Raw genomic sequence first — 23,125 nt, 5'->3', positions numbered from 1 at the left:
CCTTCTTGCATGGTCGGACGGGGCGGGCGCGCAAAACCGGCGCCGCCCCGCCGCAAGCATCAGTTCTTGGAAAGGAACCCGTCCACGTTCTGCGGCGTAACAAGCTGGAACGGGATATAGACCTTTTGATCGACCTTTTCGCCGCGGGCGAGCTTCAGCGCGGTATCAACCGCACCGGCACCCTGCCCCGCCGCATCCTGAAAAACCGTTACATCAAGATCGCCAGCCTTCATCGCCGCCAGCGCATCCTGAGTCGCGTCGATACCGCCGATCACCACATCATCCATCGAGCGGCCAGCCGCTTTCAGTGCCTGAATGGCGCCGATCGCCATCTCGTCATTGTTCGAGATGATCGCGTCAAACTCGGTCCCGGCCGACAGCCAGTTGGTGACAAGATCGGTCGCGGCAGTACGCTGCCAGTTGGCGGTCTGTTCCTGAGCGATGGTAATAAAGCTGCATTCGGGCGTGGCGATCACGTCCTTGATGTCCTGCGTGCGCATCCGTGCCGCCTGGTTCGACAGCTCGCCCATCAGGATCACGGCCCGGGCCTCGGTCTTGCCCTGTTCCTTGAGAAGGCGGCAGATTTCCTGCGTCTCAAGCGTGCCGGATTCCTTTTCGTCCGAGGCCACAAAGGCCTGATTTTCCGGCAGGCTGTCCAGGTTGACCGGCTGACGGTTCACAAAGACCAGCGGGATACCGGCATTCTGGGCCGCCGCGCTCATCGCCACGGTCGCATCGGTATCGACCGGGTTCACGATGATCGCATCGACACCCGAGGCAACGAAATTCTCAATCTGGTTCAGCTGCTTGCCGACATCATTCTGGGCGTCGTCAATCTGAATGGTTACCCCGTCAAGCGAGGCGGCGTGCTCCTGCATACCATTGCGCAGGACGGTCAGGAAATTGTCATCAAACAACGCCATGCTCACGCCGATATTCTCGGCCATGGCCGCGCCCGAAACCGAGATGGCACAGGCAGTGGTCAACAGAAATACTTTCATTCTTGTCCTCCCAATCGGTTCCGCAGGCCGCTGGCCCGCGCAATCGCGGGCCGCCCGGCAGGCGCCGGCCTCCGATCCATGAACAGCCCGCATTCCCTCTGCTTGCGAACCGTGATGAAAGGTTTCCTTCAGAAAGCGATTCTGGTCAAACTTTTTGAGAAAGATTTTCCATCATGAATGATAGAAAATGGCGCACTTATGATGTTTTTCCATCATAATCTTGCCTAAAGACTTTCCGGGGTGACAACCAATGAGGTGACAAAGCGCTGGCCGGGATTTTCGGCCATGCCATGTTCCAACACATGAGCGACTGCACCCAACAGATCATGGGCCAACGGCTGCAACGGTGTCGCAAGCACGACTGAAACCACGCCCTGCATCAGCCCTTGTCGCGATTCCGGGGTCAGCTCGTTCACGATCAGCGCCACCTTGCCGCCAAGACCCAATTCGCGGATTGCGGCAATGGCACCCTCCATCCCGCCGCCGGCGCAATAAATGCCAGCAAGATCAGGGTGACGGGCGGCGATGTCCAGCGTCGTCTCATAAGTCAGCTGCCGCGTCTCAAGGTTGATCATCGTGTCAAGAAAGGCGATCTCCGGCGCATATTCGCGAAAATAGCTGCGAAAACCCGTCTCGCGCAGGTCATGGCCGTGAAACCGGTGGCCGCCGATGAACAGCGCCAGCTTTCCCGGACGACGCATGATGCGATGCATGAGCCAGGCAGCCGTGCGCCCGGTCTTAAGGTTGTTGGTGCCCAGATACGCCTCACGTACACCGGGCGCAAAATCGGACAGCAGCGAAAACACCGGAATTCCCCGTGCGCGCAGCATGGTCACGGCCGAGGTTACGTCATGATGGTCAACGCCGGTCGCGGCGACGGCCTGCACCTTGCCAGCCATCCCGGCGATGGTTTCGGCAAAATCGGCGGGTGACTGACCGGGGGAAAAGCGCACCGTCAGCCGCCAGCGATGCAGAGGGTCCTGACGTGCCGCCTCTTCGATCCGGGCGGCAAAATCCTGATAAAAGGCATGTCGCTCTTTTTGCAGGACGACGCCCAGATGCAGCTCGGGCATATGCGCCAGCGCCCGCGCCCGGATCGCCGGGGCTGCGTGATAGCCGACTGCCTCGGCCGCCTCCGAAACTTTGCGGGCCGTTTCCTCCCGCACCTTTGCACGACCGTTCAGCACCCGATCCACCGTCGCGACACTGACTCCGGCAGCTTTGGCTACATCTTCGATCGTCGGGCGTCCCGTCATACTCACCTCATAGCTATGAGGTGAATCGTGATGGACTTCTGTCAAAAATGCAATGCCCGTCAGACAGCCATCAGACCATCTGCCGTCAGGTTCGGTGCGATCATGCCTGCAAGCAAAGGCCCCCTAGCCCAGGCGTTGGATCAGCGCCATCGCCGCCTGCGGGTTGCGAGCCTTGTGACCGCTGATGACGTATAGATAGACGTCGCGCGGGCCCAAGGCTGCACTCGGCCCCACATAGTCCAGCCCCTCGGGCAGGCCGCCGGCGGCCCAGGTTCGGACCCGATCAGCCCAAAGGTCCAGCAATGCCGGATCATAACCCAGCGGCTGATCCTCGGTCGTGCCCATGATGCGGGCATAGACAAAGGGCGCGGTCGGATCGGCGATCTGCGGATAGGGCCCGTCGGCTGCCACCACCGCCGCCACGCCGTATCTGCGCAGCAAGTCGGGAAACTCGGGGGTGCGAAAGCTTTCATGCCGGACCTCGACCACATGCCGCAGTGTCCTGCCGTCGATCGAGCTGGGCAAAAGCTTCAGGAAAGCCTCAAAATCCTCGGGCTCGAATTTCTTGGTCGCCATGAATTGCCAGTTGATCGGGCCCAGTTTGTCGCCAAGCAGCATCACCCCGCTGGAGAAAAAGCGGGATATCGTCTCTTCCGCCCCGGCCAGCACCTTGCGGTTGGTCGCATAGCGCGGCGCCTTCAGGGAAAAGACAAAACCTTCCGGCGTCTCGTCATGCCATTTGCGAAAGCTGTCAGGTTTTTGCGAGCCGTAATAGGTCCCGTTGATTTCGATCGAGGTCAAAGAGCGGCTGGCATGCTCCAGCTCGCGCCGCTGAGGCAGGCTTTCGGGATAGAAACTGCCGCGCCAGGGTTCATAGGTCCAGCCGCCGATGCCAATGCGGATGCTGCCCGCCATATCCTTGTCCATACCATGCCCCTTCATCTGTGCGACTCAGGGGATCATAGCTCAGAGAGGGGCGCTGTCCGAAACTTGCCTTCAATCTGCGGCGCGTTTCCGCGTCAGCGAGAATTTATAGGGCGAAACGCCGTATTGCGTCCGGAACACCTTCGAGAAATACGAGGACGAGCCAAAGCCGCAGGCCACCGCCACTTGCATGACACTAAGGTTTGTCTCGGTCAGCAGCGAACGGGCGTGCTGCAAGCGCACCCGGTTGAGATATTGCAGCGGCGTCGTGTCCAGATAGCGCTGGAACAGCCGCTCAAGCTGACGGCGCGAGATGCCAAGATGGCGCGCGCATTCGCCAAGGTCGATCTCATCCTCGACATGGGCCTCGATATAGGCGACAGCGCGGATCAGGTGGTCGTTGCGCGTGCCCAGACGGACCGACAGCGAACTAAGCTGCTCTTCCTCGCCCCGGCGGATCTGGCCCAGCAGGCACATGTTCATCACCGCCTGGCTTAGCTCGGCACCGTAGTAATCTTCGATCAGCTTCAGCGCCAGCTCTGCCGAGGCGACGCCCCCGGCACATGTGACGATGCGGTCGTCGATGCAAAAGATGCGCCGCTCGGGCGAAAGATCGGGGTATTTCTCGGTGAAGTTCGGGATATTTTCCCAATGCAGGGTAAAACGATGGCCGTTCAGGATGCCCGCCCGCGCCAGGGCATAGGCGCCGGTGCACAGCCCCCCGACTGTGCCGCCGTGCCGCCATTGCTTGCGCAGCCAGTCAGTCAGTTCAGCACTGCAGCCCGCGTCAGGCTCGACCCCACCGCAGACAAGGACGTAATCGGATGAGCCTGCCTCGGAAAGCGGTGCATCGGGCACGACCGGCACCCCGTTGGAACAGGCGATGGGCGCGCCGCTTTCGCTGTGCACGCGCCATTTGAACAGCACCTTTTCGGTCATCTGGTTCGCGGCGCGCAAAGGCTCGATGGCCGAGGTAAAGGCCAGCATGGTAAAGCGGGGCATCAACACGAAAGACACCGTGACCGGCGGGCGCGAGGGGGGCGGAATCTTCACATGGGCAATGCCCCGCGCGATATAGCGTTCGCTTTCCTCGGCAACAGATTGCGGCACGTGATTCACCCGTCTTTCGCCCGGTCCTCCCGACCCGGCGTCACCTTCGCATTGCCACAAGGCACAGGGCCCTGCCAAGCCCCAGACTGCGGACCCGCGTGCATTCGTGCAACGCGTGCCCGATGGTCACGATACGACCGTCGGCAGAAAGCCCCCCTTCAGCGCCAGAATATGGTCATGGACACGCTGACCGGCAGGCGACAGCGCCATATCCTCGCGCCGCAACAGGAACCAGCTGCGCTGGATCGGCAGCCCCACCGCCTTCAGCGCCACCAACCGTCCCGAGCGCAATTCCTCGGTCACGGTGTGCTGCGAGATAAGCGCGATCCCCAAACCAGCGATCACCGCCTGTTTGATCGTCTCATTCGTGCCCATCTCGACCATGCGCCAGGGGGTGCCGTCGCCGATTCGATCCAGAAACCGCGTCATCAGGATACGGGTGCCAGAGCCGGGTTCACGCGCCAGATAAGTCTCGGCCAGCAGGTCCTGCGGCAACGCGGGATCAGCATGGGCCAACGGATGATCCGGGGGTGCGACGATGATATGGGGATGGGGGCCGACCGGTTCTGCCACCACCGCAGGACTGCGCGGCGGACGGCCCATGATCGCCAGATCCAGCGCCCGAGAGGTCAGCCACTGGATCACCGCATCGCGGTTGCCGATGCGCAGCGTCACCTCGACATCGGGCAGGATCCGGCGCAGTTCGGCGACCAGCCTTGGGGCAAAGTATTTTCCGGTCGAAACCACCCCCAGAGAGACATTGCCGGTATGGCCGCTTTGCAGCGCCGTGACCCGCCGCGCACAGGTCTCCAGCGCCACGGCGATCTGGGCCTCGGCCTCCAGAACCGCCCTGCCCTCATCGGTGGCAAGAAAGGCGCCGTGCTCTCCTCTTATGACCAAAGGCGCAGACATCAGATCCTCAAGCGCCCGCAGCTGGCTGTGAACGGCGGGTGGGCTTAGCCCCAGATTTCCCGCCGCACCCGTCAGAGAGCCGCTGTCGATGACCGCGCGCAATACGCGCAGCTGCCGCAGGGTAATCGCGTCCACACGTGCCATTCATTTTTTCCGAATTGGATTTCTACATTTTTAAATGTTCCTTAAAATCTGACCGTGTCAACAAGAAGGCGGGACGCGTTCCAGAGGGAGGAGCCGATGACCGCCGAAACCATTCAGACCGACCGGATTCCCCGGCACCTGCAGCAGGCCATGCAAGCCATTGCCGGTGCCGGGGCACAGCTTGCCGCCATCATTCGCCGCGGTGGCGATCTGGCCGCAGCGGTCGGGACCAACTCAGACGGCGACCGGCAAAAGGCGCTGGATGTCATCGCAGATGATCTGTTCCGCAAGGCTCTGGCCAGTGCCGGAGTGCGCTGGCTTGCCTCGGAAGAGCAGGAAGAGACCGTGGCGCTGGACCCTGAGGGCAGCCTTGCCGTGGCGATTGATCCGCTGGACGGATCGTCCAATATCGACACCAATGTCTCGATCGGCACGATCTTTTCGATCTATCCCGCCGCTGAGACGGGCGAGGCCAGCTTTCTGCGCCCGGCCCGCGAACAGATCGGCGCAGGTTACATCATTTATGGCCCGCGCTGCGCGATGATGGTCAGCTTTGGCGAAGGGGTTCAGCAATACGTGCTTGATCCTGACAGCGGTCGCTTTCTGCTGGCCGAGGCGCGGCAGGAATTGCCCGATTGCGCCTTTGAATTCGCGATCAACGCCTCGAACTACCGGCACTGGCCACAGCCGATCCGCGCCTATATCGACGATTGCCTTGCTGGCCGCGATGGCCCGCGTGAGCAGAATTTCAACATGCGCTGGATCGCCTCTCTGGTGGCTGAAACCCACCGCATCCTGATCCGCGGCGGGGTGTTTCTTTATCCCTCGGACACCCGCAAAGGGTATGAGCGCGGCCGGCTGCGCCTGCTTTACGAATGCGCCCCCATCGCCTTCCTGATCGAACAGGCTGGCGGAGGGGCGACGGATGGGCTTGCCCCGATCCTCGACCAGCGCATCAAGGCGCTGCACCAGCGCACGCCCTTTATCTTTGGCTCGACCGACAAGGTCACGCGCATCGCCGTCTATCACGACCTGCCGGAAGCCGAGGTCTCGGCTCTCTTTGGCCAACGCGGCCTGTTCAGGGCCTGACCTGCACTCCGGGGAACGAATATGAGCAAGAAACACCCGATCATCTCTGTCACCGGTTCATCCGGGGCTGGCACCACCACCATCAAAAACACCTTTGACCAGATCTTTCGCCGCGAAAAAATCTCGGCCGTCAGCATCGAGGGTGATGCGTTCCACCGCTATGACCGCGCGGCGATGAAAGCCGAGCTGGCACGGCGGACCGAGACGGGCGACCACACCTTCAGTCATTTCAGCCTGGAGGCCAATGAGCTGAAGCGGCTGGAACAGGTCTTTCGTCAATATGGCGAGACGGGCACCGGCCAGACCCGCCATTACGTCCATGACGAAGCCGAGGCCGAACGTTACGGCGTACCCCCCGGCCATTTCACCGCATGGGAGGATTTCTCGCCGCAATCGGACCTGCTGTTCTACGAAGGGCTGCATGGCGCGGTGCGCAGCGGCGATATCGACATCGCGGGATACGCGGATCTGAAAATCGGTGTCGTGCCGGTCATCAACCTGGAATGGATCCAGAAGATCCACCGCGACAAGGCAAGCCGGGGCTACTCGACCGAAGCCGTCACCGATGTGATCCTGCGCCGGATGCATGCCTATGTGCATGTCATCTGCCCGCAGTTCACCGAAACCGACATCAACTTCCAGCGCGTGCCGGTGGTCGATACCTCGAACCCGTTTATCGCCCGCTGGATCCCGACGGCCGACGAAAGCCTTGTCGTCATCCGCTTCAAGAACCCGCGCGGCATCGACTTCCCCTATCTGACCTCGATGATCCAGGGCTCATGGATGAGCCGGGCGAATTCCATCGTCATTCCGGGGCCGAAGCTCGACCTCGCCATGCAGCTGATCCTGACGCCGATGATCCTGCGTCTGGTCAGTGAATCCAAACGCGCCTGAAGGGAGGGTCCAGGCAATGAACCAGATGGCAAGGATCGACACCAGCATGGAAACGCAGATGGCGAATGCCATTCGCGTACTTGCCATGGATGCGGTCGAGGCGGCCAAATCCGGCCATCCCGGCGCCCCCATGGGTATGGCCGATGTCGCAACGGTGCTGTTCAACCGCTTTATCAGGGTAGACCCTGCGGATGACAAATGGCCCGACCGCGACCGTTTCGTGATGTCGGCGGGCCATGGCTCGATGCTGGTCTATGCGATCAGCCACCTGCTTGGCTATGACGACATGGGCATGGACCAGCTGCGCGCCTTTCGCCAGCTTGGCGCACGTACTGCGGGCCACCCCGAATACGGCCATGCAAAAGGGATCGAGACCACGACCGGCCCGCTTGGGCAGGGTATCTCGACCGCTGTCGGCATGGCGCTGGCCGAGCGGATGATGAACGCGCGCTTTGGCAATGATCTGGTCGATCACTGGACCTATGTGATCTGCGGCGATGGCTGCCTGATGGAGGGCATCAGCCACGAGGCCATCGACTTTGCCGGTCATCAGCAACTGGGCCGGCTGATCGTGCTGTGGGACGACAACGGCATCACCATCGACGGCGATACCGATCTGTCGACCTCGACCGATCAGACAGCACGCTTTGCGGCCTCGGGCTGGCATGTCCAGGCCGTTGACGGCCACGACCGCGAGGCGGTGGCCGAGGCGATCGGCAAGGCGCGCGAGGATGCCCGCCCCTCGCTTATCGCCTGCAAGACGGTGATCGGCTTTGGCGCACCGAACAAACAGGGCAGCCATGACGTGCATGGCGCGCCGCTTGGCGCCGAGGAAATCGCCGCCGCCCGTGTCAATCTGGGCTGGCCGCACCCGCCATTTGAGATCCCACAGGATATCCTGACCTCCTGGCGCTCTGTCTCGGCGCGAGGGGCCGAGGCGCGGTCGGCGTGGCTGGAACGGCTGAACGCGTCCCCCGACAAGGCCCGTTTCAACGCCATGCTGGCCGCGCCCGACGCGGTGGCGCTGCGCGATGCCATCCGCAGCCATAGCGCAAAACTGGCCGCCGACCGGCCAGAGGTCGCGACCCGCAAAGCCTCGGAAATGGCACTGGAGGTCGTCAATGCGACGCTGAAAAACACCGTGGGTGGCTCGGCCGATCTGACCGGATCAAACAACACGCGCAGCAAGGGTATGGCGGCGGTGACGCCCACAGACCGGCAAGGCCGCTATATCCATTACGGCATCCGCGAACATGGCATGGCCGCAATCATGAACGGCATCGCCCTGCATGGCGGGTTCCTGCCCTATGGCGGCACCTTCCTTGCCTTCAGCGACTATTCCCGCCCGGCGATCCGGCTGGGGGCGCTGATGGGGGTGCCGGTCGTCCATGTGATGACCCATGACTCGATCGGGCTGGGCGAAGACGGCCCGACCCATCAGCCGGTCGAACATGTCGCGGCGCTACGGGCGATCCCGAACCTGATGGTGTTCCGCCCCGCCGATGCGGTCGAAACCGCCGAAGCGTGGGAAATCGCGCTGACCTCGCCTTCGACCCCTTCGGTCCTGTGCCTGTCGCGCCAGAACCTGCCCGCAGTCCGGCTGGAACCCGGGGATGAGAACCTGACCCGCCAGGGTGCCTATGTCCTGCGCGAAACGACCGGCGCGCGCGATGTGACGCTGATCGCCACCGGGTCCGAGATCGAGATTGCGCTTGGGGCCGCCGATCTGCTGGCCGTGCAGGGGGTCCGCGCCGCCGTAGTCTCGGCCCCGTGTTTCGAACTTTTCGCCGTCCGTCCCGACGCCGAACGCGAAGCGGTCCTTGGCCGCGCCCCGCGCATCGGCATCGAGGCCCAGATCCGTCAGGGCTGGGACGGGCTGATCCTGCGCCCCGGCGACGGGTTTGTCGGCATGACAGGCTTTGGCGCCTCGGCCCCTGCCCCCGCTCTTTACCGGCATTTCGGCATCACCGCCGAACGTGCCGCCGATCTTGCCAACCAGCTTATCCAGGGAGGAAAGTGATGGCTCTCATCACGCTGCGACAGCTTCTGGACCATGCCGCCGAACATGGCTACGGCGTGCCTGCCTTTAACATCAACAACATGGAACAGGGTCTGGCCATCGTCAAAGCCGCGGCCGAGGTCGATGCGCCGGTGATCCTGCAAGCCAGCCGGGGCGCCCGCTCATATGCTGGCGACATCATGCTGCGTCGCATGGTCGAGGCCCTGGCCGAGATGAACCCGACCATTCCGATCTGCCTGCATCAGGATCACGGCAATAACCTTGCCACCTGCATGTCGGCGATCCGTCACGGCTTTACCAGCGTGATGATGGACGGCTCGCTTAAAGAGGACATGAAGACCCCCGCCGATTACGACTATAACGTCGCGGTGACGGCAAAAGTCGCCGAAGCCGCCCATGCCGTCGGCGCCTCGGTCGAGGGGGAGCTGGGTGTCCTGGGCTCGCTTGAAACCGGCGAGGCCGCGGCCGAGGACGGCTCGGGCGCAGAGGGTAAGCTGGATCACAGCCAGCTTCTGACCGATCCCGATCAGGCGGTGGATTTCGTGACCCGCACCCGCTGCGATGCACTGGCCATCGCCTGCGGCACCAGCCACGGAGCCTATAAATTCAGCCGCAAACCTGATGGCGACATCCTTGCCATGCATGTGATCGAGGCGATCCATGAACGCCTGCCCGGCACGCATCTGGTGATGCATGGCTCAAGCTCGGTGCCGCAATATCTGCAGGACCTCATCAACGAGGCCGGTGGCGAGATGCCCCAGACCTACGGCGTCCCGGTCGAAGAGATCGAACGGGGCATCCGCCACGGCGTGCGCAAGGTGAATATCGACACCGATTGCCGCATGGCGATGACGGGTCATTTCCGCAAGATCGCCCGCGAGGCACCGCAGGAATTCGATCCACGCAAGTTCATGATCCCGGCAATGAAAGAGCTGACTGCGCTGTGCCGCGACCGGTTCGAGCGATTTGGCACCGCAGGTCATGCCGGCAGGATCAGGGTCATCCCGATGGACGAGATGGCCAGACGCTACGCGTCGGGGGCGCTGGACCCGGCCATCACCGGCGCACGCGCCGCCTGAAAGGAGGAGTTCCCATGAACGAAATGACCAAGACCGAAATCACCGACAAGAAAAAGCGCTACGCCGCAGGCGTGCTGAAATATGCCCAGATGGGCTATTGGGACGGCGACTACCAGCCCAAGGATACCGATGTGCTGGCGCTGTTTCGCATCACTCCGCAGGAAGGGGTCGACCCGATCGAGGCGGCAGCAGCCGTGGCCGGCGAAAGCTCGACCGCAACCTGGACCGTGGTCTGGACCGACCGGCTGACCGCCTGCGACCAGTATCGCGCCAAAGCCTATAAGGTCGAGCCGGTGCCGGGCACTCCGGGCCAGTATTTCTGCTATGTCGCCTATGACCTGATCCTGTTCGAGGAAGGGTCGATCGCCAACGTGACCGCCTCGATCATCGGCAATGTGTTCAGCTTCAAACCGCTGAAGGCCGCGCGACTGGAGGATATGCGCTTTCCAGTGGCCTATATGAAAACCTTTGCCGGCCCGCCCACCGGCATCGTGGTCGAGCGTGAGCGGCTGGACAAATTTGGCCGCCCCCTCCTTGGCGCGACCACCAAACCCAAGCTGGGGCTTTCGGGCAAGAACTATGGCCGCGTGGTCTATGAGGGTCTCAAGGGCGGGCTGGACTTCATGAAGGATGACGAGAACATCAACTCGCAGCCCTTCATGCATTGGCGCGACCGGTTTCTTTACTGCATGGAGGCGGTGAACAAGGCATCGGCCGCCACCGGCGAGGTCAAGGGGCATTACCTCAACATCACCGCCGGCACGATGGAAGAGATGTACCGCCGCGCCGAACTGGCCAAAGAGCTTGGCTCGGTCATCGTCATGGTCGATCTGATCGTCGGCTGGACGGCCATTCAGTCGATCTCGAACTGGTGCCGGCAGAATGACATGCTGCTGCACATGCACCGCGCCGGCCACGGCACCTATACGCGGCAGAAAAACCACGGCATCAGCTTCCGCGTCATTGCCAAATGGCTGCGCATGGCCGGTGTCGACCACCTGCACGCCGGTACCGCCGTCGGCAAGCTTGAGGGCGATCCCCTGACCGTGCAGGGCTATTACAACGTCTGCCGCGAACTTTATAACGAGGTCGACCTCGCCCGCGGGATCTATTTCGAACAGGACTGGGGCAACCTCAAGAAGGTCATGCCGGTCGCCTCGGGCGGGATACATGCCGGACAGATGCACCAGTTGCTGGATCTGTTCGGCGATGATGTCGTCCTGCAATTCGGCGGCGGCACCATCGGTCACCCGATGGGCATCCAGGCCGGCGCAACGGCAAATCGCGTGGCGCTGGAGGCCATGGTGCTGGCCCGCAACGAAGGCGTGGACCTGAAAAGCGAGGGGCCCGAGGTCCTGCGCCGTGCCGCCAAATGGTGCAAACCGCTGGAGGCCGCCCTGGATACCTGGGGCAACATCACCTTCGACTATACCCCAACCGACAGCTCGGACTTTGTTCCGACCCCGTCCGTCAGCTAAGGGAGACATCCGATGCGTATCACTCAGGGTTGCTTTTCGTTCCTGCCCGATCTGACCGACGAACAGATCAGGGCCCAGGTCGAATATATCCTGTCCCGCGAATGGGCCGTCGGGATCGAATTCACCGACGAACCTCACCCCCGCAATACCTATTGGGAAATGTGGGGCAACCCGATGTTCGACCTGAAGGACGCCAAAGGCGTGATGATGGAGCTGGACGAATGCCGCAAAGCCCATGGTGACAGCTATATCCGCATCAACGCATTTGACAGCACGCGCGGTTGGGAGACGGTGATGATGTCCTTTATCGTCAACCGCCCGGCAAGCGAGCCGAGCTTGCGTACCTGGCGGACCGAAGCCGACGGTCGTCACATCCGCTATACCCAAGAGCTGGTCGGCCGTTGACCGCACTGTTGGCCCGGGGGCTGTCTGCCCCCGGACCCCCGAGGATATTTTTCCACGAAAGAAGAGCTGAAAGATGGATGGGGATGCAGGTGACAAGCTCGCCACGGTCGATCTGAAGGCCGAATATGAAACCTCTGGCGTGCGCGAGATTCTGGATGATCTGGAGCGGGAGCTGATCGGGCTTGCGCCGGTCAAGCAGCGCATTCGTGAAACCGCGGCGCTGTTGCTGGTAGACCGGGCACGGCGCGAGCTGGGGCTTGCACATGAGACCCCGACCCTGCACATGAGCTTTACTGGCAATCCCGGCACCGGCAAGACAACCGTGGCCCTGAAAATGGCGGGGCTGCTGCATCGGCTGGGCTATGTGCGCAAGGGCCATCTGGTCAGCGTGACCCGCGATGATCTGGTCGGACAATATATCGGTCACACCGCACCCAAAACCAAGGAAGTCCTGAAAAAGGCCATGGGCGGCGTCCTGTTCATCGACGAAGCCTATTACCTTTATAAGCCGGATAATGAGCGCGATTACGGGCAGGAGGCGATCGAGATCCTTTTGCAGGTGATGGAAAACAACCGCGACGATCTGGTCGTCATCATGGCCGGTTACGCTGATCGTATGGATCGCTTTTTCGCTGCCAATCCGGGGTTTCGCTCGCGCATCGCCCATCACATCGAGTTTCCCGATTATACCGATGAGGAGCTGGGCCGTATTTCGGCCTCGATGCTGGAAGGTCAGGGCTATGCGTTTGACGAAGGCGGGCGGCAGGCGATGGAGGAATATATCCGTCTGCGCCGCGAGCAGCCGCATTTTGCCAATGCCCGCTCGATCCGCAATGCGTTGGACCGGGCGCGGTTGCGACAGGCGAACCGGCTGTTTTCCGCAGACGGCCCGGTTGATGCCCGCGCCTTATCGACCATCACCGAGGCTGATATCCGCCCAAGCCGCGTGTTTTCCGGCGGACTTGACACAGACGGACACAGAGCAGACGCAGACTGAAATTTCCCTTTATCTGCGGCCGTTTGTCGCGCATGGCACGGGGTTGAAAGGCACCGTCCCGGCCCCATCTGTAAAAATGACGGTGACCGCCGTCGGAGGATGTTTTTCCAGAGGGGGACCAGCGTGAAGCGTTACAGCTGCCATGCCAAAGAAATTCGGGTTGTGACGGCGCTTGGTTTGCCCCGGTCGCAGTATATGCCCTGATCGGGCGGGCGACCGGGGACAGCCAGTCTTTCCCGTTCACCTCGAATTATAAAGGTTCCGACATGCTTCGCTCATTCCTGCCTGCGGTTTGTCCGCAATGCGGGCGGAACGTGCCGCGTGCCGCCGCCGGTCGCTGTCCGTTTTGCCGCACCTCATTCGACGTCCCTCGTCCCGCCTTTCGTCCCCGTTTCGCCCGCCCTGCCGGCGCTGGGCGGGGTGAAGCCGTACAGCGACCGGTGAGGCAGACGCCCTAACCCTTCAGGCCGAGGCGCGGGTGGTGTCATGCGGGGCGATTTCGTCCAGCAGGCGCCGCGCAAGCGCCGGGGCGGCGACGCCCCAGCGCGCAGCCAGCGCCTCGGCCCCGCCCTGCTGCCAGAGTCGCCAGACCTCGGGCGCGGGAACAGAGCCAAACCAGCCGATCCCAGAGGGCGCCCGCACCGTACGCAGCACCTCGCGTTCCGTAAGAAGACCGTTTTCGACCACGATGGCGTTGATGATGGCGGGACATTGGGGAACATCCGAGGCAGGTTCGTCGTCGGGAAAAGCCCGACGAGCAGTCCAGAAGGGTGCATCCTGAAAGCGGGTCTCAGCGCGCAGAAAATCACGGCCGATGCGGGCCTGATGCAGCGCCGTTTCCCGGGCGCGGCTGTCGAGGAAACGACGGCAAAGCTGTCCGGAGCCGGGATGCGCGGCAAGGGTCCGGCGTACGGCGGCAACGGCAAGCGCACTTGAAACCGCCCAGAACTGGCCGTGACCTGACAGCGGGTCCATCGCGGCAAGAGCATCACCGACCCGCAGAAGTGACATATCCGCAAGCGGGGCGGGCAGACGTAGTGCAGCCTCGCGCGCCAGAACCTGACCCAGGGGGGCGGCGGCAAGTACCGGCTCGGCCTTGGAAATGATGCCGTGCAGCCGGTCAGCAGGGCTGCCCTTACCCACCGCATCCAGCAGTGCCTGGGCCCATATCCGACCATCGGGCAGCGCCACCCGCCAGAGCCAGCCTTGGGCGACCGCAGTCAGCCAAACGCCCGGCACCACCGCCTTTGCCTTGACCCAGCCGCTAAGCGCGATGGTCGCCGGACCGCTGGTCCCCGCCGCGGGGGCCTTGCGGCCGCGGGCGTCGATCACCATGGGCGCGGCAATATGCGTGCCGTCCGAAAGCTCGACCCCGCCCGGCGCGGGACGACCGCTGGCCACGATCAGCCGCACGCCCTCGGTCACGGCCATCCGGCGCAGATGCGCGTCCAGCGCACCGCGCAGCACCACATGTTCAGAATTGCTCTCGCTGATCCCGGCCCAGTCCACCTGACGGCGAAGCGGACCGCGGATGGCCGTAAACCCCTCAAGCAACCCCTGCGTGGCAAGCCAATGGTGCAGACGCGGGCTTAGCCCCTCGACGCGCGGGGTCTGGCGGTCGGGGTCGATCAGCAGGACGCTTAGCCCGTCCCGCGCCGCAAGCCAGGCCGAGACAGCGCCCGCCGGTCCACCCCCCAGCACGATCAGATCGGTCCGGCAAACCATCCCTGTCCCCTTGCCGCTGCGATAATGGGCAGTCTGGGGCGGTACAGGGCAGCGATACCTGACATTTGCGGCCAAAATCCCCCGCCGCGACGATGCGCCGCGCCTTTGGCCGGGAATGACAAGAATACTGCCCGCCCACACGCTTTTCTCAACGGCAAAGCAATCGGGCCCCGCCCGGCCAGCCAGAGGAAACCGCCAGATGAAGCCATCGACCCGCAGCGCGTTGCTCTCTTGCGCAGCTATGTTTGCCGCCGCACCCGCCCTTGCGGTCACGGGTGAGGAGGTGATGCAGAACGCGTGCGCCGCCTGCCATGTCCAGAATGAGGACGGCCGCTGGGAACGCATCGACGCCGCCCGCAAGACGCCCGAGGGCTGGGACATGACCGTGACCCGCATGATGCGCAATCACGGTGTCGCGCTGACCCCGGAAGAGCGCACGGCGATCGTGCGCCACCTGTCGGACACGCGCGGCCTGTCGCTGACCGAAACCGCTGAGCGACGCTATATCCTTGAGCGTGAGCCGGTGGCCTGGGACGAAGGCCCGGATACGCAGATGACCCAGACCTGCGGGCGCTGCCATTCCTATGCCCGGGTCGCCCTGCAGCGCCGCACGCCCGAGGACTGGAAGCATCTCGTCAACTTCCACCTCGGCCAGTTCCCGACGCTGGAATATCAGGCGTTGGCGCGCGACCGCGACTGGTGGGGCATCGCACAGGCCGAGATCATCCCTTTCCTTGCCGAGCATTATCCGCTGGGCGAGGCTCCTGCCCCGTTCACCGGAGATGCCTCGGGCGATTATGTGCTTGCCGGACGGCAGCCGGGGCGCGGCGACTATACCGGACGGCTGGTGCTGAAAAAGGCAGGCGAGGATTACGAGGTAACCATGACCCTCGACTTTGCCGATAGCAGCCAAAGCTTTACCGGCACCGGTCGCATCCTTGGCGCTGGCGAATGGCGTGCCACGCTGAGCGATGGCAAAACCGCCATCCGTCAGGTCCTTGCCTTCGAGAACGGACATTTCTCGGGTCGCTGGTATCATGCCGACAGTGACGTGATCGGCGGGCGGCTGGAGGCGGTCAGGGCCGATGCCTCGCCACTGGTTCTGGCGGCAGCACCCGCACGGCTGAAGATCGGTGAAGAAACGCTGGTCCGCGTCGCGGGCACGGGACTTGGCGAGGCGCTGACCCTGCCCGAAGGCGTGACCGGCAGCGTCGAAAGTGCGGCGGATGGCGTCGCGGTGCTGAAGCTGACCGCAAGCGGCGCACCCGGCCCCATCAGCATCGAGCTGGGCGGGCAAAAGGTGGATCTGGTCGCCTATGACCGGCCCGACCGCATCTCGATCACGCCCGAGACGACCATCGCCCGTATCGGCGGCAATGGCGGCCCAATCCCCAAGGTTCCCGCACAATTCGAGGCCTTGGGCTGGCTGAACGGCCCCGATGGTCAGCCTGACACCGGGGATGACATCCCCCTGGGTGCCTTCCCGGCCAGTTGGGCGACCGTCGATTTCGATGCCGAGGCCGAAAAGATGCAGGACGCGAAATTCGCAGGCTCGATCAGCGATACCGGCCTGTTCACACCGGCCGATGCCGGCCCGAACCCCGAGCGGCCGATGCAGACCAACAACGCCGGCAACCTCAAGGTCATCGCCACTGTCGAAACCGAAACCGGCCCGCTAAGCGCCGAGGCGCATCTCTACGCCACGGTCCAGCGTTTCGTTGACGCTCCGATCCGGTGACGCCATGGGAGCGCTGACCCTCATCACTCACAACGCCCATCGGGTCGATGTCGATGGCCATGCCATGCTGATGCATGTGCCGACGACCAGCCTGTTCGAACTCGATGCCGTGGCGCGCGATGTCTATGACCTGTTCCGCCGCGCGCGCGCTGTCGATGCCGAACTGATGCGGGCCGAGCTTGGCCCGCATCACGACCCCGAAACCCTGTCGGAATGCCTGCAAAGCTTTCTCGCGCTGGATATCCTGCGCGATGCCGACGCAGCCGAGACCCCGCGGCCGGTGGTGAAGGTCGAAGAAATTCCACTTTCGACCATCATCCTGAACGTCAACACCGGCTGCAACCTTGCCTGCACATATTGCTACAAAGAGGATCTGACCACCCCGGCCAAGGGCCAGAAAATGGGCTTTGAGACGGCAAGGGCCAGTTTCGAACTGTTGCTGAAACAGGCCCATGCCCGTGACCGGGTGAATGTGGTGTTTTTCGGCGGCGAGCCTTTGTCGAACATGCCGCTGATCCGCGAGGTGGTCGCCTATGCCGAACCTCGCGCGGCCGAGCTTGGCAAAACGGTCGATTTCTCGCTGACCACCAATGCCACCCTGCTGACGCCCGAACTGGTCGACTGGTTCGACGCCCACCGCTTTGCCCTGACGGTCAGCATGGACGGCCCCAAGGCCCTGCATGACGCCAACCGCAAGACGGTGGGTGGCAAGGGCACCTATGACCTGGTGGCACGCAATGTGCGTATGCTTTTGTCACGCTATCGCTCGCGTCCGGTGGGGGTGCGGGTGACGCTGACCCGGGGCGTCACCGATGTGATCGGCATCCATGACCATCTGAAGAACGATCTGGGCTTTCACGAGGTCGGCTTTGGCCCTGCAACATCTGGACCGATCGCGGTCTTCAACCTTGATGCCGAGGCGCTGAAACGTGCTTTCGAGGATATGAAAACTCTTGGCCGCCGCTATGTCGAGGCCGCCTGCAAGGGCGAGAATATCGGCTTTTCCAACATGCATCAGCTGCTGACCGATATCGCGCAGGGCACAAAAAAGGCCGTACCCTGCGGGGCAGGGCTTGGCATGCTTGCCGTGGACAAGGACGGAGAGCTGCATCTTTGCCATCGCTTCGTCGGTTCAAACCAGCCGACCTACGGCAATGTGGAAACCGGCATCGACATCCCCCGGCTGGGCCAGTTCATCGAGACCGCGCAGGATCGCAGCGCCTATGGCTGCAAGACCTGCCGCATCCGCTCGATCTGCGCGGGCGGGTGCTACCATGAAAGCTATGCCCGCCAGGGCGATCCATTTGCCCCGGTCTGGCACTATTGCGACCTGATGCGGGACTGGGTCGATTTCGGCATCGAATCCTATGTCCGCATCATGCAGGCCAACCCGTCATTCTTTCGCAGCCAGCTAGAGCCCCGGATCACCCGGTCCGGCCCAGCAAGGGAGGTTCTTCAATGAAACATCTGACACCTGCCAACGCCAAGGCGAAAGCCTTTGTCGAAGCCGAGGCCGAAGGCCGCGAAGAGGAGGTTGTGGCGATGAACTCGCTTGTCGGCTGTACCACCTCATTCGACCCGGGATGGGAGATCGACGCCTTTGGCGCGGTCTCGAACCTTTGCCAGCCGATGGAGGCCGACCTTTACGGCTGCGCCGACCCCTGCTGGTGGCCCGCACAGGTTGCCGACACGCTGAACACCTATCCGAACTGGAGCGCGGGCGCCGATGACGTGATGCAGGACTGGCGCAAGCTGCAATCGGTGTTCCCGGAAACGAAAGGTTCGTCGTGATGCGCAAAACGCTGCTGTCTCTTGCCTCCGCCGCCGCGCTTATGTCCGGGCCGGCCCTGGCGCATGACTATATCCTGGCCCCGGCGCGACCCGACAAGCTGGTCGTGGTCGATACCGAAAAGATGGCGGTGGAAAAGGTCATCACCATCAAGGACGCCGGCCCGACACCCATGGTGCCAATGGTCGCGCCGGGCGGTCGGATCGCCTATGCGACGATCAACAAGTCTGAAAGTCTGGTCAAGATCGACCTGACGACCGGTGAAACATTGGGCCGCATCGACCTGTCAACGCCGGAAGAGCGGGTGAAAAGCCTTTTTGGTGCGGCGCTTTCCCCTGACGGAAGCACGCTTGCCGTTTACGAAAGCCCGGTCCGGCTAGAGCTGACACATTTCGAGGTCCAGCCTACCCGCGTCGCGCTATACGATGCGGAAACGCTGGAGCGGCGCAAGGTTTTTGAGGCCCCGCGCCAGATCACCATGCTGGCCTGGGCCCGCGACGGTTCGAAACTGTACGGTCTTGGCCGCGACATGCATGTCATGGACCCCGAGGCCGGAAAGCTTGTCGAAAGCCTGCCGATCCAGGGGTGGGAGCCGGACAGCTATACCCAGCCCGACGTGCTTGCCGTCTGGAACCAGTATGAAAGCTCGGGCGTGATGGCGACGCCTTTCTACACCGCGCGCAAGGATATCGACCCCTCCGACCCCAGCGCCTATCGCACCGGCCTTTTGACCATGGACCTTGAAACCGGTGAGATGGCGATGCGCGAGGTGCGTATCATGGACGTGTTCTATTTCTCGACCGCTGTGAATCCGGCCAGGAACCGCGCCTTTGGCACCTATAACGTCCTTGAAAGCTTTGATCTGGAAAAGAACGTCTCGCTACGGCGGGTAGCCCTGCCGCACAGCTATTACTCGGTGAACGTCTCGACCGATGGCAAGACGGTCTGGCTTGGCGGTGCGCTTGGCGATCTGGCGGCCTATGACGCCGACACGCTGGAGAAAAAGGGCCAGATCGACCTGCCCGGCAATGCCTCGATGTCGCTGGCCTCGGTGCGGCTTTTCACGCGGGACGACTGAAATGCTGCGGGTGGGGGTGATCGACAGCGGCCCCGGCCCCAAAGATCGCCTGGGTGATGCCCGCGCATTTATGGCTGACGGCTCGGCCGTCGCGGCCCGGCCTGACCGGCTGGGCCACGGCACCGCCGTCGCCGCAATGATCCGCCGCGCCTGTCCGGGCGCGGCGATTATTCATGCACAGGTCTTCGACGACCGCCCCGTGACCAGCGCATTCCGCGTCGCCGCAGCACTGCGCTGGTTTGCCGCCATGGGCGACGTCCGCCCCGAGGTGATCTGCATGAGCCTGGGCCTTGCCGCCAACCGCACCCCGCTGCGTCTGGCCTGCGAGGCACTGGTCACCTCGGGCGCGGTCCTTGTCGCTGCCTACCCGGCCCGGGGCGCACCATGTTATCCCGCCGCCTATCCGGGGGTCATTGCCGCAACCGGGGACGCGCGCTGCGGATGGGGGGATCTGTCGCAACTGGGGCCTGCACTGTTCGGCGCATGGTGCAATTCACCTGAACACGCCCCGCCCGGCATGGGTGGCGCAAGCCTTGGCGCGGCCCGCGTCGCGGGGCATCTGGCGGCAATCATGGCCGAAACCGGACGGCTGGACGGGGCAAAGGCCACCGCCGCGCTGGCCGCACGCGCCATCCATCACGGTCCAGAGCAAAGACGTAATCATGGATAGGCTTGCCGCCCGCCTTGCCCGGATGATCTTTGGCGCCGAGGCGGCTGGCTGGCTCGCCCCCGTCATGGCGCGGGCGCTGCCCTTGGGGATGGTCGTGCTGTTGGCATCACTGCTGGCGGCCGCCCTTGGGCTGGCAATGCCGATGCTGACCCGGCAGGTGATCGACGCCGGAATCATGGCCCGGGACATGCAGGCGCTGATTTTCTGGGCCGGTCTTTCCTTTGCGCTGGGTCTGGGTGCGGTGGGCTTTGGGATAGCAAATTCCATGCTGCATCTGCGTGCCTCGGCCCATATGCTGGCCCACCTGCGCGGACGCATGTTCTCGGCAGCCCTTGCCCGCGATCCCGCCCGTGCCGAGTTGCCCCTGGGCGAGGCGATGGCGCGGCTGGACGGAGATTGCGCAGAAATTCAAAGCTTTGCCTTTGACACCGGATTGGTCGCTGTCGGGGCGCTGTTCCGTCTGGCCGGGGGGCTGGGCCTGATGATCGCGCTGGATTGGCGCATGGCGATGCTGCCGCTGCTCGCCGCACCATTCGAGCTGTGGTTTCTGTCCCGCGCCCGCCCCCGGACCCGCACATTGGCCGAGATGGTGCGCAACCAGCGCGGCGCACTCTCCACACAGATGGCCGAGACGCTGGCGGCACGGGCGACGCTGCGCGGCCTCAATGCGCTGGATCAGCGTGAAAAGAGCTTTGGCATGGCGCAGCAGGAACAGATCGCCGCACTGACCCGCCAGCGTCTGTGGTCCGAAACCGTGGGTGCCGTCAGCCAGACCATCACCGCGCTTTTGCGCGGTACGATCCTGCTGGCCGGTGGCTGGCAGGTGGTGCGCGGCAACTGGCAGATCGGCACTCTGGTCGCGTTTCTCGCCTATGCCGGGATGATGTCGGGGCCGCTACGCAACCTGCTGGGCCTTTATCACGCGCAAGCCCGCGCAAGGGTCGCAGCCGACCGGTTGGGGGCGGTGATCAGCTCTGCCCGCCCCGACACGGGTGCCGCACCACCGCCGGGGCCCCTGACCATCACCTTGCGCGATGCCCGTGCCGAAGGCGCGGCCCATTATCCGGTAACCGCCGAAATCCTGCCCGGTCAGCGCGTGCTGCTGGACGGTCCATCAGGCATCGGTAAATCTCGCCTCATGGCCACGCTGACCCGCGACGCACCGCTGGCCGAGGGCTATGCCCTTCTTTCAGGGGCTACGGTCAGCCATCTGCGCCCCGGAGCCCTTTGCGCCCGCATCACCCACCTGGCGCAGCGTCCGGCGATTTTGCGCGGCACACTGGCGCAGAACCTGCGCCTTGCCGTGCCGGATGCCGACGATCAGGCGCTGTGGCGGGCGCTGGCAGATGCGGATCTGACCAGCTGGGCACTGGAAAGGCTGGGGCTGGCCACCCCGATTGCCGAAACCGGGGCCGATCTTTCGGGCGGGTTGCGCCAGCGCATCGCCATCGCCCGCGCCCTTTTGCGGCCGGCCGATATCCTGATCTTTGACGAAGCTTTTTCCGAGATCGACGATGCTGCCTGCAGGCGTATCCTTGCCGCGATCGAGGCGCGGCATAACAAAACCACGCGCATCTTTATCGCCCATAGCGGTCCAGCGCGCGAGGGAGAGTTCGATCAGCGGATCACGCTGGTTTCCTCGGCCCCCATCTTTCTGATCTCACGCGGCGAGACGCCATACCAGCGCGAAAATGCCCGTGAAAAGGCGGTCTGATCAGAATAGCCAAGCTGCAAGGCGATCTCGCCAAACAGCCGCTCACTGCGCACCACCAATGCAAAGCCATGGATGCGGCGGCATTCTTCAAGGATCTGGTGGAACGGCTGCCCCTCGGCCGCCAGCGCCCGCCGCAGCGAACGCTCGGACATGCCCAGTTCGGCAGCGACCTGTCGCTGATTGACCATACCGCGATCCATGCGGCCAAGGATCAGCTGATGCACCCTTTGCACAACCGGGGTCTGGCGGCGCAGATCCAGCAAGGCCCCCTCCATGTGGCGGGCCATCACTGCTGCGTCTTCCTGGGGCGGAAAGCGCGGCACGTTGCCCAGCACACGGGCCGAAAAGATGATCCGGTTCTCATCCTCGCCAAAGCGGGGGGTTCGGCCCAGATAGCGGGCAAGCGTACGTGGATCGCGGTCCGGCGCATGTTCAAAGCATAGATCCCGGATCGCCTCGCGGGGGACGCCATAGCGGTCGCAGATGCCGCGGATCAGACCAAGCGTCAGTTCACTGTCGCCGCGGCGCGGCCAGATACGCGGATCAAGAACACGGTAGCAGATCTGCGCCTCATCCCCGTTCACCTCGAACGAGACGTCACTGTTTGATTGCAGCAAGGGAAAGCCCCGGGCAAAGCTGCGCAGCGCCTCACCAAGGGTGCGGCGGGCCGCGACCGCACTGCCCAGAATGCCAAGGCTGCCCAGATCGACCCTTTCGCCCAGACGCCACCAGTAAAGCCCGTCGGGACTGGAGGCGCGATCCTGTTCCAGACGGCTGACAAAGTTTTCCAGCGGCATCTGGGGATCGGGCGCCGCCTGAACGGGCTCGGCCTCGCCCCCCAGCAGCATTGATGCGATGGCTCCGCGAATCCATGACATCTGCATGGCATTTCCCGTGGCTGCGCCGGCTGGTGCTGTTTCGCGCCTTGCCCCGGCTATTTCCCTGTTGCGACAAACTGTAGCACATCAAGCCGGCGATCCCCAACGCGACCGTTAATCAGGCCCATAAGCCCCTAAGTTGCCAGAAAACCGTTAAGAAACTGTCGCTTTCACCGGATTTTCGCGGAAAGGTCGATTTGGCATTTCCGGCCAGATTTCACGCA

The 23,125-nt window shown here is 63.3% G+C and carries 20 protein-coding genes; 13 read left to right on the top strand and 7 right to left on the bottom strand.

Going from position 1 to position 23,125, the window contains the following annotated elements:
* Positions 1–59: 59 nt before the first annotated feature.
* The 5 genes from M511_RS12370 to cbbR all read right to left on the bottom strand — a co-directional run bounded on the left by M511_RS12370 (position 60) and on the right by cbbR (position 5,347).
* Positions 60–1,001, bottom strand: coding sequence for a sugar ABC transporter substrate-binding protein (locus M511_RS12370; protein WP_085502338.1), 942 nt, complete (start codon positions 999–1,001; stop codon positions 60–62).
* Between the two features lie 224 nt (positions 1,002–1,225).
* Complete coding sequence (locus tag M511_RS12365) at positions 1,226–2,257, bottom strand: LacI family DNA-binding transcriptional regulator (RefSeq protein WP_010395433.1); 1,032 nt, start codon at positions 2,255–2,257, stop codon at positions 1,226–1,228.
* A gap of 123 nt (positions 2,258–2,380) precedes the next feature.
* Positions 2,381–3,184, bottom strand: a complete 804-nt coding sequence (locus M511_RS12360) for a DUF72 domain-containing protein (RefSeq protein WP_085502337.1) — start codon at positions 3,182–3,184, stop codon at positions 2,381–2,383.
* 69 nt (positions 3,185–3,253) lie between these two features.
* Complete coding sequence (locus tag M511_RS12355; RefSeq protein ID WP_040601911.1) at positions 3,254–4,291, bottom strand: GlxA family transcriptional regulator; 1,038 nt, start codon at positions 4,289–4,291, stop codon at positions 3,254–3,256.
* 126 nt (positions 4,292–4,417) lie between these two features.
* The gene (gene cbbR / locus M511_RS12350; protein WP_085502336.1) at positions 4,418–5,347 is read right to left on the bottom strand and encodes a LysR family regulator CbbR; all 930 of its coding nucleotides are present in this window, start codon (positions 5,345–5,347) and stop codon (positions 4,418–4,420) included.
* A gap of 96 nt (positions 5,348–5,443) precedes the next feature.
* Here cbbR and M511_RS12345 point away from each other — a divergent pair, with 96 nt between their 5' ends.
* The 7 genes from M511_RS12345 to cbbX all read left to right on the top strand — a co-directional run bounded on the left by M511_RS12345 (position 5,444) and on the right by cbbX (position 13,309).
* Positions 5,444–6,436, top strand: coding sequence for a class 1 fructose-bisphosphatase (locus tag M511_RS12345; RefSeq protein ID WP_085502335.1), 993 nt, complete (start codon positions 5,444–5,446; stop codon positions 6,434–6,436).
* A 21-nt stretch (positions 6,437–6,457) separates the two neighbouring features.
* Positions 6,458–7,330 (top strand): phosphoribulokinase, encoded by an 873-nt coding sequence (locus M511_RS12340; RefSeq protein WP_010395443.1) that lies wholly within the window; start codon positions 6,458–6,460, stop codon positions 7,328–7,330.
* A 16-nt stretch (positions 7,331–7,346) separates the two neighbouring features.
* The gene (gene tkt, locus M511_RS12335) at positions 7,347–9,350 is read left to right on the top strand and encodes a transketolase (RefSeq protein ID WP_085502334.1); all 2,004 of its coding nucleotides are present in this window, start codon (positions 7,347–7,349) and stop codon (positions 9,348–9,350) included.
* Positions 9,350–10,429, top strand: coding sequence for a class II fructose-bisphosphate aldolase (gene fba, locus M511_RS12330; protein WP_085502333.1), 1,080 nt, complete (start codon positions 9,350–9,352; stop codon positions 10,427–10,429). The genes tkt and fba overlap by 1 nt, the downstream gene beginning before the upstream one ends.
* Positions 10,430–10,452: 23 nt before the next feature.
* Positions 10,453–11,907: a form I ribulose bisphosphate carboxylase large subunit gene (locus tag M511_RS12325; protein WP_369750412.1), complete on the top strand. Its 1,455-nt coding sequence runs from the start codon at positions 10,453–10,455 to the stop codon at positions 11,905–11,907.
* Between the two features lie 12 nt (positions 11,908–11,919).
* Positions 11,920–12,312, top strand: coding sequence for a ribulose bisphosphate carboxylase small subunit (locus M511_RS12320; RefSeq protein ID WP_085502332.1), 393 nt, complete (start codon positions 11,920–11,922; stop codon positions 12,310–12,312).
* A 73-nt stretch (positions 12,313–12,385) separates the two neighbouring features.
* On the top strand, positions 12,386–13,309 hold the full coding sequence (gene cbbX / locus M511_RS12315; protein ID WP_085502331.1) for a CbbX protein: 924 nt from the start codon (positions 12,386–12,388) through the stop codon (positions 13,307–13,309).
* Between the two features lie 462 nt (positions 13,310–13,771).
* Here the strand turns inward: cbbX and qhpG are convergent, their stop codons facing one another.
* Positions 13,772–15,034 (bottom strand): flavin-dependent monooxygenase QhpG, encoded by a 1,263-nt coding sequence (qhpG, locus tag M511_RS12310; protein WP_085502330.1) that lies wholly within the window; start codon positions 15,032–15,034, stop codon positions 13,772–13,774.
* Between the two features lie 199 nt (positions 15,035–15,233).
* Here qhpG and peaA point away from each other — a divergent pair, with 199 nt between their 5' ends.
* Genes peaA through M511_RS12280 form a run of 6 tightly spaced genes read left to right on the top strand, consistent with a single transcriptional unit; the run spans position 15,234 to position 22,023 of the window.
* Positions 15,234–16,772 carry a quinohemoprotein amine dehydrogenase subunit alpha gene (gene peaA, locus M511_RS12305; RefSeq protein ID WP_085502329.1) on the top strand — a complete coding sequence of 513 codons (1,539 nt, stop codon included), beginning with the start codon at positions 15,234–15,236 and terminating at the stop codon, positions 16,770–16,772.
* A gap of 4 nt (positions 16,773–16,776) precedes the next feature.
* A complete protein-coding gene (qhpD, locus tag M511_RS12300; RefSeq protein WP_085502328.1) occupies positions 16,777–18,234 on the top strand; it encodes a quinohemoprotein amine dehydrogenase maturation protein QhpD in 1,458 nt (485 codons plus the stop codon).
* Positions 18,231–18,563, top strand: a complete 333-nt coding sequence (gene qhpC / locus M511_RS12295) for a quinohemoprotein amine dehydrogenase subunit gamma QhpC (protein WP_010395461.1) — start codon at positions 18,231–18,233, stop codon at positions 18,561–18,563. Before qhpD ends, qhpC begins: the two co-directional genes overlap by 4 nt.
* Positions 18,563–19,639, top strand: a complete 1,077-nt coding sequence (gene peaD / locus M511_RS12290; RefSeq protein ID WP_085502327.1) for a quinohemoprotein amine dehydrogenase subunit beta — start codon at positions 18,563–18,565, stop codon at positions 19,637–19,639. Before qhpC ends, peaD begins: the two co-directional genes overlap by 1 nt.
* 1 nt (position 19,640) lies before the next feature.
* Positions 19,641–20,309 carry a subtilisin-like serine protease QhpE gene (gene qhpE, locus M511_RS12285; protein WP_085502326.1) on the top strand — a complete coding sequence of 223 codons (669 nt, stop codon included), beginning with the start codon at positions 19,641–19,643 and terminating at the stop codon, positions 20,307–20,309.
* Entirely contained in the window at positions 20,302–22,023 is a 1,722-nt protein-coding gene (locus tag M511_RS12280; RefSeq protein ID WP_085502325.1) for an ABC transporter ATP-binding protein, read from the top strand. The genes qhpE and M511_RS12280 overlap by 8 nt, the downstream gene beginning before the upstream one ends.
* On the opposite strand, the gene qhpR is transcribed toward M511_RS12280, so the two are convergent.
* Positions 21,927–22,907 (bottom strand): AraC-like transcriptional regulator QhpR, encoded by a 981-nt coding sequence (gene qhpR, locus M511_RS12275; protein ID WP_085502324.1) that lies wholly within the window; start codon positions 22,905–22,907, stop codon positions 21,927–21,929. The two genes, M511_RS12280 and qhpR, sit on opposite strands and share 97 nt — an antisense overlap.
* Between the last annotated feature and the right edge of the window lie 218 nt (positions 22,908–23,125).

Source organism: Paracoccus sp. J56 (genome assembly GCF_019633685.1).
GTDB lineage: Bacteria > Pseudomonadota > Alphaproteobacteria > Rhodobacterales > Rhodobacteraceae > Paracoccus > Paracoccus kondratievae.
The sequence above is the reverse complement of the archived record's forward strand: the minus strand, read 5'-3'. Positions and strand labels throughout refer to the sequence as shown.

Coding starts and splice junctions, on each gene's coding strand:
- M511_RS12370 (WP_085502338.1), bottom strand. CDS start 1,001: ATGAAAGTATTTCTGTTGACCACTGCCTGTGCCATCTCGGTTTCGGGC.
- M511_RS12365 (WP_010395433.1), bottom strand. CDS start 2,257: ATGACGGGACGCCCGACGATCGAAGATGTAGCCAAAGCTGCCGGAGTC.
- M511_RS12360 (WP_085502337.1), bottom strand. CDS start 3,184: ATGGACAAGGATATGGCGGGCAGCATCCGCATTGGCATCGGCGGCTGG.
- cbbR (WP_085502336.1), bottom strand. CDS start 5,347: ATGGCACGTGTGGACGCGATTACCCTGCGGCAGCTGCGCGTATTGCGC.
- M511_RS12345 (WP_085502335.1), top strand. CDS start 5,444: ATGACCGCCGAAACCATTCAGACCGACCGGATTCCCCGGCACCTGCAG.
- M511_RS12340 (WP_010395443.1), top strand. CDS start 6,458: ATGAGCAAGAAACACCCGATCATCTCTGTCACCGGTTCATCCGGGGCT.
- tkt (WP_085502334.1), top strand. CDS start 7,347: ATGAACCAGATGGCAAGGATCGACACCAGCATGGAAACGCAGATGGCG.
- fba (WP_085502333.1), top strand. CDS start 9,350: ATGGCTCTCATCACGCTGCGACAGCTTCTGGACCATGCCGCCGAACAT.
- M511_RS12325 (WP_369750412.1), top strand. CDS start 10,453: ATGACCAAGACCGAAATCACCGACAAGAAAAAGCGCTACGCCGCAGGC.
- M511_RS12320 (WP_085502332.1), top strand. CDS start 11,920: ATGCGTATCACTCAGGGTTGCTTTTCGTTCCTGCCCGATCTGACCGAC.
- cbbX (WP_085502331.1), top strand. CDS start 12,386: ATGGATGGGGATGCAGGTGACAAGCTCGCCACGGTCGATCTGAAGGCC.
- qhpG (WP_085502330.1), bottom strand. CDS start 15,034: ATGGTTTGCCGGACCGATCTGATCGTGCTGGGGGGTGGACCGGCGGGC.
- peaA (WP_085502329.1), top strand. CDS start 15,234: ATGAAGCCATCGACCCGCAGCGCGTTGCTCTCTTGCGCAGCTATGTTT.
- qhpD (WP_085502328.1), top strand. CDS start 16,777: ATGGGAGCGCTGACCCTCATCACTCACAACGCCCATCGGGTCGATGTC.
- qhpC (WP_010395461.1), top strand. CDS start 18,231: ATGAAACATCTGACACCTGCCAACGCCAAGGCGAAAGCCTTTGTCGAA.
- peaD (WP_085502327.1), top strand. CDS start 18,563: ATGCGCAAAACGCTGCTGTCTCTTGCCTCCGCCGCCGCGCTTATGTCC.
- qhpE (WP_085502326.1), top strand. CDS start 19,641: ATGCTGCGGGTGGGGGTGATCGACAGCGGCCCCGGCCCCAAAGATCGC.
- M511_RS12280 (WP_085502325.1), top strand. CDS start 20,302: ATGGATAGGCTTGCCGCCCGCCTTGCCCGGATGATCTTTGGCGCCGAG.
- qhpR (WP_085502324.1), bottom strand. CDS start 22,907: ATGCAGATGTCATGGATTCGCGGAGCCATCGCATCAATGCTGCTGGGG.